This window comes from Synechococcus sp. (assembly GCF_982614295.1).
Genome location: NZ_CEXBMR010000059.1, coordinates 1 through 8,922, shown reverse-complemented (window position 1 = coordinate 8,922; position 8,922 = coordinate 1). Strand labels below are relative to the sequence as shown.

9 protein-coding genes, 1 tRNA gene and 1 pseudogene are annotated in these 8,922 nt (G+C 52.7%); 7 read left to right on the top strand and 4 right to left on the bottom strand.

Features of this window, described 5'->3' with window-relative positions; genetic code table 11:
- Together AC2JC8_RS09070 and AC2JC8_RS09065 are read right to left on the bottom strand one after the other, a co-directional pair.
- Positions 1–330, bottom strand: a pseudogene (locus tag AC2JC8_RS09070) (hypothetical protein); the annotation flags it as partial.
- Between the two features lie 105 nt (positions 331–435).
- Positions 436–506 (bottom strand) — tRNA-Cys (locus AC2JC8_RS09065).
- A 46-nt stretch (positions 507–552) separates the two neighbouring features.
- On the opposite strand from AC2JC8_RS09065, the gene AC2JC8_RS09060 reads away from it, so the two are divergent.
- A complete protein-coding gene (locus tag AC2JC8_RS09060; protein ID WP_484399968.1) occupies positions 553–1,857 on the top strand; it encodes a lipid-A-disaccharide synthase-related protein in 1,305 nt (434 codons plus the stop codon).
- Here AC2JC8_RS09060 and AC2JC8_RS09055 read toward each other — a convergent pair.
- Positions 1,787–2,440, bottom strand: coding sequence for a ribonuclease D (locus AC2JC8_RS09055; RefSeq protein ID WP_484399977.1), 654 nt, complete (start codon positions 2,438–2,440; stop codon positions 1,787–1,789). The two genes, AC2JC8_RS09060 and AC2JC8_RS09055, sit on opposite strands and share 71 nt — an antisense overlap.
- A gap of 99 nt (positions 2,441–2,539) precedes the next feature.
- On the opposite strand from AC2JC8_RS09055, the gene AC2JC8_RS09050 reads away from it, so the two are divergent.
- Positions 2,540–3,094, top strand: coding sequence for a cofactor assembly of complex C subunit B (locus AC2JC8_RS09050; RefSeq protein WP_484399966.1), 555 nt, complete (start codon positions 2,540–2,542; stop codon positions 3,092–3,094).
- A gap of 43 nt (positions 3,095–3,137) precedes the next feature.
- Complete coding sequence (locus AC2JC8_RS09045; RefSeq protein WP_484399965.1) at positions 3,138–3,923, top strand: dehydrogenase; 786 nt, start codon at positions 3,138–3,140, stop codon at positions 3,921–3,923.
- Here the strand turns inward: AC2JC8_RS09045 and hemF are convergent.
- On the bottom strand, positions 3,882–4,871 hold the full coding sequence (gene hemF, locus AC2JC8_RS09040; RefSeq protein WP_484399976.1) for an oxygen-dependent coproporphyrinogen oxidase: 990 nt from the start codon (positions 4,869–4,871) through the stop codon (positions 3,882–3,884). The genes AC2JC8_RS09045 and hemF overlap by 42 nt on opposite strands.
- Before the next feature lie 145 nt (positions 4,872–5,016).
- On the opposite strand from hemF, the gene AC2JC8_RS09035 reads away from it, so the two are divergent.
- The 4 genes from AC2JC8_RS09035 to psaD form a co-directional block, all read left to right on the top strand.
- Positions 5,017–6,096: an Mrp/NBP35 family ATP-binding protein gene (locus AC2JC8_RS09035; RefSeq protein ID WP_484399964.1), complete on the top strand. Its 1,080-nt coding sequence runs from the start codon at positions 5,017–5,019 to the stop codon at positions 6,094–6,096.
- Positions 6,093–7,343: a rod shape-determining protein RodA gene (gene rodA / locus AC2JC8_RS09030; protein WP_484399963.1), complete on the top strand. Its 1,251-nt coding sequence runs from the start codon at positions 6,093–6,095 to the stop codon at positions 7,341–7,343. The genes AC2JC8_RS09035 and rodA overlap by 4 nt, the downstream gene beginning before the upstream one ends.
- Complete coding sequence (locus AC2JC8_RS09025) at positions 7,340–8,719, top strand: sensor histidine kinase (RefSeq protein WP_484399961.1); 1,380 nt, start codon at positions 7,340–7,342, stop codon at positions 8,717–8,719. Before rodA ends, AC2JC8_RS09025 begins: the two co-directional genes overlap by 4 nt.
- A 46-nt stretch (positions 8,720–8,765) precedes the next feature.
- Positions 8,766–8,922, top strand: a 157-nt coding sequence (gene psaD, locus AC2JC8_RS09020; RefSeq protein ID WP_484594573.1) for a photosystem I reaction center subunit II, incomplete at its 3' end; no start/stop codon positions are given.

Sequence of the window (8,922 nt, the reverse complement as noted above, 5' to 3'; positions counted from 1 at the left end):
GATATCCTGAGCGAGCTCGAGCTCATGTCTATCAATTGAAAGGTCGGCACGGCCGAACGGATCGAACTTTAAGGCTCGATATCCCAGCTGTGTAACCTGGCTCGCACGCTCTACCCACTCGTCAACCGTCTTTGCGCCGAAGTACCACCCGTTCGCGTAGACCGGCACCCTGTCTCGAAGCCGTCCACCAAATAGCTGCCAAATCGGAACGCCAAGAGACCTACCTAGAATGTCCCAGCACGCAATCTCGATGCCGGCGAGCCCAGAGCCGGCGACAAAGCCACCCACCCAGAAGGGGTCACGCGTTAGTTGACGCTTGATGGCGTTGATGTTGTGCGGTTCACCTATCGCTCCCGAACCGAAAACTGAAAAGAGCCTCCGGTCAATAATTGTTTAGCGCTTTAGACCGCGAGGGAAGCGCTCGATGCTTATCAAAGGCGGCACCCAGATTCGAACTGGGGATAAAGGATTTGCAATCCTCTGCCTTACCACTTGGCCATGCCGCCGATCCGGGAGTAAAACTCCCAAGATCGGATCGTACCAGTCGCCCCTATGACAACTCGCCTGCTGCTGCTCAGCAATGGCCATGGGGAAGACTTAATCGCGATGCGGATTATTGAAGCGCTTCAGCTGCAAGCGAACGAGCATGGAATTAGTGAACTGGAGATAAGTGTTCTCGCTCTTGTGGGGGAGGGCAAAAGCTTTGCCAAACTAAACAATGTGCAGTGCCTTGGGCCTCTTCAGCGATTGCCCAGTGGTGGATTTAGCAACCAAAGCTTTTGGGCGTTGTTAAAAGATTTATGGGCTGGTCTGGGGCCTTTGAGCTTGGCCCAAATTCGCAGCATCCGGCGCTGGTGCAAGCAAGGCGATGGGGCTGTATTGGCAGTGGGCGATCTTTTGCCTTTAATCCTGGCCTGGGGCAGCGGCAGGTCTTATGGCTTTATCGGCACCCCAAAAAGCGACTACACCTGGAGCAGCGGCCCCGGCCGCAATCCCCTAGCCGATGCCTATCACCGGCTTAAGGGCAGTGAATGGGATCCCTGGGAGTGGGCCTTGATGGCAAGGCCGAACTGCCGTTTGGTGGTGTGCCGTGATCCGCTCACCGCACGGGGCTTAAGGCGCCATGGGGTGGCAGCCCTTGCCCCTGGCAATCCAATGCTGGATGGGTTTGAGATACAACCAGTTCCGCTGGCCCTCAGCGAAATGCAGCGGGTTTTGCTGCTTCCTGGTTCCCGTTGCCCAGAGGCATTAGAAAATTTAAAAAGACTATTAATTTCCTTAGCCCAGCCTGTGGCGCCAACATCACGGGTTTTACTACTGGCCTGTGGAGCAAGCCCCGCAGCTGCTGAATTGGAACCCCTCTTCGCCGCATTGGGTTATCACAGCACTGTTATTCCCCTTGGCAGCAAAGCCCAAGGGGCCTGGCAGGGGCCCGCCGGTTTGCTGCTTTTAGGCACTCGCTTATTTCCCACTTGGGCACCTTGGGCCCAAGTGGGGGTGGCCTGCGCCGGTACCGCAACAGAGCAACTGGTGGGTATTGGTTGTGCTGTGCTGTCTCTGGCAGGGCCAGGGCCCCAATTCACCCTCGGTTTTGCCAAACGTCAGAGCCGTTTATTGGGAGGTGCAGTGCGGGTTTGCCGCAAAGGCCCAGAACTGCAAAGAGCGCTGGAATTACTACTGAAATCTCCAGATCTGCAACTAGAACTTGGCCGGATTGGGCGGCAGCGGATGGGCCCCCCCGGTGGTAGTGCAGCAATAGCCCGCTTGATCAAGGAGCAGCTGCTCACTAACTGCGATGTTCAAATATCGAACCGAAATGCAAACGATCCAGCTCTGAAAAAACCGGAATGCACTTAAAACACTGCAAAGCAAGATCAAGCCGCTCCTCCCGCTCGAGCATGCGATGCAGTTGCTGCCGTGCTGGCAACAGATAACGCACATCGTTGGCGGCATAGGCCAATTGTTGATCAGTTAACTCATCAACCCTGCCCCAGTCACTACTTTGGGCCTGTTTATCCAGCTCAACCCCCACCAGCTCCTGCACCACATCTTTGAGGCCATGGCGGGGGCTGTAGGTGCGCCCAAGGCGACTTGCCACCTTGGTGCAAAAGATTGGATTCACCTTGATCGCCAAACCAGAGGCCAATGCCGCCACATCAAAACGGGCGAAATGAAATACCTTTTCAATCGCAACTGCTTCCATTAACTGCTGCAGTTTTGGTGCATTTGTTTGCCCCCGGCTTATCCGGATGCAGCTCACGCGATCCTGATCGTCGCAAATTTGCACAAGGCACAAACGGTCGCGGCCATGCACCAACCCCATTGCTTCTGTATCTACCGCCAATGCAGTGCAGCCGCGATATTTTTCAAACCACTCGTTACTTAAATCGGAATTAAAAACAGCGAATTCCTTTGCTGGTGGCAGTGCTTCTGGAGCCATAGCAGGGGAGAACAGGCGGATACAACTTAGTAGGGGGGAATCGATCACAATCAATAACCTGCCCCTCAAGGCCGCTGCGTTAGCCCGTTAATTAATTCGATGGACCAGGTTCTTTCCTCCACCTTGCTGCTCACCCTATTGATGGGGATCGGGCTGGTGTTCTTTTTAAGGGCCGCCAGTAAAGACCGCACAACAATTGTGGAAGTGAACAGTTCTCGGCCTCCTCTAGAGGTGCTGGAGGGCCTAGATCAATGGCTGCAGCAGCGGGGCTGGCAAGCTATCGCCGGAGATCCAGAACAACAGCTATTGCGCTTTGAAGGCCAGGTGGAGGCCAGTATTCCGTTGGCTGTATTACTCAGCTTTTTAGGTGCTTCAGGCGCTACTGCTCTTGGGCTGGTTGTGCGTCAATTACTGCCCTCCTATGGCTACTGGCCACTACTGCTTGCCCTGGTGGGTCCGTTAGCGGGGCGCATTTACCTAACCAAGGCACGCCGCCAAGAAACATTGGAGCTAAAGCTCTTGCCGCCCCAGGGCTTCATACCCACAACTTTGAGATTGCGGGCCCATCGGGATGAATTAATTGCCCTTGAGCGCAGCTTGGGACGATCATTAAATCTGCATAGCGATGGAAAGCTGCTTAGCTCACCGCTCTGATCTCGCCCTAATGCGGAAACTTATTTTTTTGCTGACCATATTTTTGTTCACAGCAACTCCAACACCAGCTGGAGCAGCTGATGCCATAAAAGGTTTGCTTGAACTACCAGAGAACCTGCAGGAGGGCCCCCCAACCCTTCAGCTAAAACACTTCTCCCTACCGGTTCCAACTGGCCGCACAAAAAAAAATTGGCGCGGCACCAGAAACCACCCACGGGAATTGGCAATCCTTGTTTTGGCAGGCCACGCTGATTCCCAACGCCTAGGAGGATCTGGCACCCGTGGAGAAGCGGCGGGAATAAAGGGCGCAATAGCGATGGATCCAACCATCACAGACGAGCTCTACTGGAATCTGCTAACGGCCCAACGGATAGTAAAAATTGGTAGCGAACGAGGCTTGAATATTCGTTATTACGACCCCGGCCTACGCACGATTCGCAATACAAAAAATCCTCGCTCAAATTGGAGTGTTGGCTCTGCCCACGCAGAGTTAGGGGGATATGTGCTCGAGATTCACTACGACGCTTACAGCCCCCATGGCATCGGTGCAGGAATAATTCCAGCTGTGCGCTATGAATTCTCTCGCATAGATGAGGCTTTAGCTGAGGTATTTGGTGGCTACCCATACAACTATCGCGGCATACTTGGCGCGCCGCGACGGGGCATCTCGATGCTTGAAATCGATCGTTTGGAAGGGGTTTTGGAACGCAATCTGCGCGATCCCCTTAGTAGAGATGCCACTTTAAACGCCATCGCAGAACGGGTGGTTCAAGCGCTGCAGAAGGGATTAGCCGATGGCGCCAGTGGGGGCGCAACATTCCAGCAATGAGTTATCCCCTAACCAATCTTGGGGTTTGGTGAATATATCTGTAAGCAACGCTTCCCTACTGCCAGGCTCCACTTGATAGCCATATTCCCATCGCACTAAAGGCGGTAAAGACATCAAGATTGATTCAGTGCGGCCATTTGTTTGTAAACCGAAAATTGTGCCGCGATCAAATACCAAATTGAACTCCACATAACGGCCGCGCCTATAAAGCTGAAACTGCCGCTCCCTTTCCCCATAGGCAAGCCCATTTCGCTGTTCCACAATTGGGATGTAGCTACCCAAAAATGCATTTCCGCAAGCGGAAGCCAATTTGAATAAATCTTCCCAGCTGCGATCTGGAATATTTCCAGCCGCACATTTAGCTGCCGCCCCATCCGGATTTGAGCCGCGATAAATCTCCCCGCCCGGCTCTTGATAGTCGTAAAAAATTCCGCCAATACCCCTGGTTTCGGCTCGATGTTTGAGATAAAAATATTCATCACACCAGGGTTTAAAAATCGGAAAATAAGCTTTATTTACACTGTCGCAGGCAGTTTTTAGGCTGCGATGGAAATGCTTTGCGTCTTCAAGAAATGGATAGTAAGGAGTGAGATCAGCGCCGCCGCCAAACCACCACACAGGTCCAGCTTCGAAGTAGCGGTAGTTGAGATGCACTGTTGGCACATAGGGGTTCCGCGGATGCAACACCATTGATGTACCTGTGGCAAACCACGGTTCCCCCTCAGCCTCAGGCCGTTGGCTGAGGATTGATGGGGGCAAATTATTGCCTTCCACTTCCGAAAAATTAACGCCGCCCTGTTCAAAAATCCGCCCCTCCTTCATTACCCGTGAACGTCCGCCGCCCCCTTCAGGGCGAAGCCAACTTTCCTCAGCAAAAGAACCCCCACCATCCAGCTGCTCCAAGCCAGCACAAATACTTTCTTGCAAGCCCATAAGTAGGGCCTTCATGCGTTCGCGTGAATCAATGGGAGGAGCAGGATTTATCAAATCAAAGCAGCGCACAACAACGCCAATACCTTTTCATGGATGCCCCAACCAGAGCAAGGGCTCTTAACAGGGCTCCCTAGGATCCAAATCAAGAGGCGGGGCAGCTATGGCGACCAGAGAAGAAGCTCTCAAGGCCTTGGCAGGCATAAAAGATGCTGGCAGCGGTAAATCCTTGCTGGAATTGGGCTGGATCAGCCAGTTGCGGCTTCAGCAGGAGCGAGCGGTATTTCAACTCTCTCTGCCTGGTTTTGCCCAAACCCAACGGGATCGCATCGCAACTGAGGCCCGCGAGAAACTTGAGCAGCTGGAAGGCATCAGTGAGGTGCAAATTGAACTTGCTACGGCCCCCGAAACCCCAGCCATTGGTGCTGCAGGTCATGGTCAGTTGCAACCAAAGCAAGCAATTCCTGGTGTAGCCCAAGTGATTGCTGTTAGCAGCGGAAAGGGGGGGGTTGGCAAAAGTACGGTTGCAGTGAATCTGGCCTGCGCGTTAGCGAGGCAGGGGCTGCGGGTGGGTTTGCTTGATGCCGATATCTATGGCCCAAATGCTCCCACCATGCTTGGCGTAAGAGATCAAACCCCTGGGGTGGAAGGAGAAGGCGAAAATCAAAGGCTTACCCCCATCGCCAGTTGTGGATTGGTGATGGTTTCTATGGGGTTATTAATAAAGGCCGACCAAGCGGTGGTTTGGAGAGGGCCAATGCTCAACGGCATCATCCGCCAATTTTTGTATCAGGTGGATTGGGGCATTTTGGATTTTTTAGTGGTGGATCTCCCTCCGGGCACTGGCGATGCTCAACTCAGCCTGGCCCAAGCCGTACCGATAGCTGGTGTGGTGGTAGTTACAACGCCTCAACAGGTAGCGCTGCAAGACGCCCGCCGCGGCTTAGAGATGTTTCGCCAAATGGGAATAACAATTTTAGGAATCGTTGAAAATATGAGTTGGTTTATCCCGCCCGACCAACCGGAACGCAAGTATCCAATCTTTGGCAGCGGTGGAGGCAGCAACCTAGCCGCCGCCGCCCAAGTGCCTTTACTTGCACAAATCCCTTTGGAATTACCGGTTCAACAAGGCGGTGATCAAGGGCGCCCCATCACTATTGCCAACCCGGAAAGTGCTGCCGCCATTGCCTTTATAGATTTAGCAACACAAGTGACGCAACTTTGCGGGCCTAAGCAGCCATGAAGCTGGGGGCGAAAGCAAGCCGTAGATGGCCTTGGCGAAATATTGACCCATTGCTTTGGGGTATACCCATTGCGATGACTATTTTGGCCGGTTTGTTGATCGCCAGCACTCAAAGGGAAGCGCCCCTTGCCGATTGGAAAAACCATTGGATTACCGGAGCCGTTGGCCTAGCAACAGCGGCCCTGCTTGCAAAAATCGATCTCGACAAATTAAAACCGCTGCTGATTCCTATTTATCTACTCACCCTAACCAGCCTGTTTAGTGTGAAATTTATGGGCACCAGCGCCCTTGGGGCCCAACGCTGGATATCGATCGCTGGGTTGAATGTGCAGCCTTCTGAATTTGCAAAGTTGGCGGCAATTTTGTTATTGGCTGGAATTCTTGCTAATCATCCCGTCGAAAGACCGGTTGATTTAATACGCCCCCTTGCGGTGATTTCATTGCCTTGGGCGCTGGTATTTCTGCAACCCGATCTAGGCACCTCCTTGGTTTATGGCGCAATCGTTTTAGCAATGCTTTTTTGGGCTGGGCTGCCCTTGCCATGGCTGCTGTTGCTGCTGTCGCCACTGGCTACTGCAATTATTACGGGCGCTTTACCAATAGCGCTTCTGCCTTGGTTTGGCCTCTTGGCATTCATGAGCTGGCGCAGCCTGCCTTGGAAACGTATTGGCTCTGCAATTGCTTTAACGCTGAATTCAATATTTGCCCTTCTTACCCCATTTCTCTGGACCCACGGATTAAAAGATTATCAAAAAGATCGCTTAATTCTTTTTTTAGATCCCTCTAAAGATCCCCTCGGTGGTGGTTATCACTTAATCCAAAGCCAAATCGGTATTGGTTCTGGCCAATTATTTGGCACCGGATTAATGCAGGGTAACCTCACAAAATTACAATTTATTCCCGAACAACATACCGATTTCATCTTCAGTGCTCTGGGGGAGGAACTGGGTTTTATTGGCGCACTTTTGTTGTTGTTGGCCTATGGCCTACTTAGCTGGAAATTACTGCAGGTGGCCGGCATCGCCGGAAACGATTTCGAATCTTTGGTGGTAATTGGCATACTCTCAATGGTGATGTTTCAAGTGGTGATTAATATTTCAATGACAATCGGCCTCGGCCCGGTGACCGGAATCCCTCTGCCTTGGATGAGTTATGGCCGTTTTGCCATGTTTGTGAATTTTATAAGTGTTGGTTTAGTGGCATCGGTGCAGCGGCGAGCAAAAAAAAGTGGCCTCAAATTGCGGTGAACCAAATCCCTTTGTTGGTTGAGCTGCGCCAAGAATTAGCAGCAGCAGTTCCAATTGGCGGCGCCGATGAAGTGGGGGTTCGGCGGCAATGGTGGGCCGCTTTAGCGGTATTGCAAGAAATGTTGGTGGAGCTACCAAGCCCCCATGGGCTTTGGTTAGCAGCACCCCTGCCTGCTTTATACGAACCATCATTGTTGCAACGCTTTCATGGCTGGGTATGGACACCAGCAAATCCAATTAACCAACGCCCTGAACTGCCAGGAAGCAGCCCCCAGCAACAAAAGTTGGGGCCAAAAATCTGGCAACTGTTGTTAAACGAATCAGACGGCACAGATCCATTGCTGGTGCTGATCACAGCCAAATTGCAGGTGGCCCTAGCGCTAAATGGGGAACCGCAACGGCGTCAGTTGCTGGTGAGCTTTGATCAGCAACTTTTAGCTCGCCTATTGCAGGGTTTAGGAGCTCGCCTTTCAGCCGACAATCCAATCGCGGCTGTTGATCTGCAGCAAAAGCTAGAAAAGCTGGGGCCTTTGCATAGTTCGTTAAAGGCTGCCGAACTGTTTTGGCCACGGGTGGCAGAACGTTTAGCGGCAGCAGCCCCGAGCCTCACTCTGATGAGTGCCCCAAAGGAATCGCACAACGCTTCAGGCGCAAATGATCAACTCGGTTTACTAGAGGCGCTTGCCCATGAAGTGCGGACGCCCCTTGCCACAATTCGCACCCTGATTCGCTCATTACTGCGGCGCCAAGATTTGCCCAGCGTTGCGCAAACCCGTTTGCGCCAGATCGATTCGGAATGCAGTGAGCAAATCGATCGATTCGGCTTGATCTTTTATGCCGCGGAAGCGCAGCGGCAGCCCAAGGGGGAAAGGCTGCTGGCTCGCACCAACCTTGCTGCACTCCTGCTAGAGCTCCAACCAAGTTGGGAAAATCAGTTGCAGCGCCGCGAACTTCAGCTGGATTTGAAAATTGGCAAGGATCTGCCTGCAGTAATGAGTGATCCGGCCCTGCTCGAAAAAATGCTTGCGGGGCTAATGGATCGTTTCAGCCGCACCTTGCGGCGCGGCGCGAAGGTAAAGGTGGAACTTCAGGCGGCAGGCGACAACTTGAAATTACGTTTTAGCGGCAATCTAAATAACAATCTAGATAGCGAAAATACGCTGGAACCAAGCCATGAGGCCATGGTAGGGCCAGTGCTCACCTGGGATCCTGGCACTGGCAGCCTTCAATTAAGCCCCCAAGCCACCCAACAACTGTTTGCCAGCCTTGGCGGCAGATTTACCGAAAGGCGGGGCAGCAATCTCACCCTTTATCTACCGGTGGCAAAACTTGCCATTGTTGAAGGCTGTGAAGAGAGCAACGCCAACGCGTTTTGAACCGCCTTTGAGTGCTAGCTTCCAGCTAAATCAATCCCTGGCTTCAATGTCCTCGGTAGAAACTCTCACCGGCCAGCTTCCTGGTTTCATCGGCAGCACCGGTGGCTTGTTAAATGCTGCTGAAACCGAAGAAAAATACGCCATCACTTGGAGCAGTAATTCGTCCCAGGCCTTTGAACTGCCAACAGGTGGTGCAGCGATGA

Excerpts from the sequence above, each read along its gene's own strand:
- rodA (WP_484399963.1), top strand. The coding sequence starts at position 6,093 with ATGAAGCTGGGGGCGAAAGCAAGCCGTAGATGGCCTTGGCGAAATATT.
- AC2JC8_RS09050 (WP_484399966.1), top strand. The coding sequence starts at position 2,540 with ATGGACCAGGTTCTTTCCTCCACCTTGCTGCTCACCCTATTGATGGGG.
- AC2JC8_RS09060 (WP_484399968.1), top strand. The coding sequence starts at position 553 with ATGACAACTCGCCTGCTGCTGCTCAGCAATGGCCATGGGGAAGACTTA.
- hemF (WP_484399976.1), bottom strand. The coding sequence starts at position 4,871 with ATGAAGGCCCTACTTATGGGCTTGCAAGAAAGTATTTGTGCTGGCTTG.
- AC2JC8_RS09055 (WP_484399977.1), bottom strand. The coding sequence starts at position 2,440 with ATGGCTCCAGAAGCACTGCCACCAGCAAAGGAATTCGCTGTTTTTAAT.
- AC2JC8_RS09035 (WP_484399964.1), top strand. The coding sequence starts at position 5,017 with ATGGCGACCAGAGAAGAAGCTCTCAAGGCCTTGGCAGGCATAAAAGAT.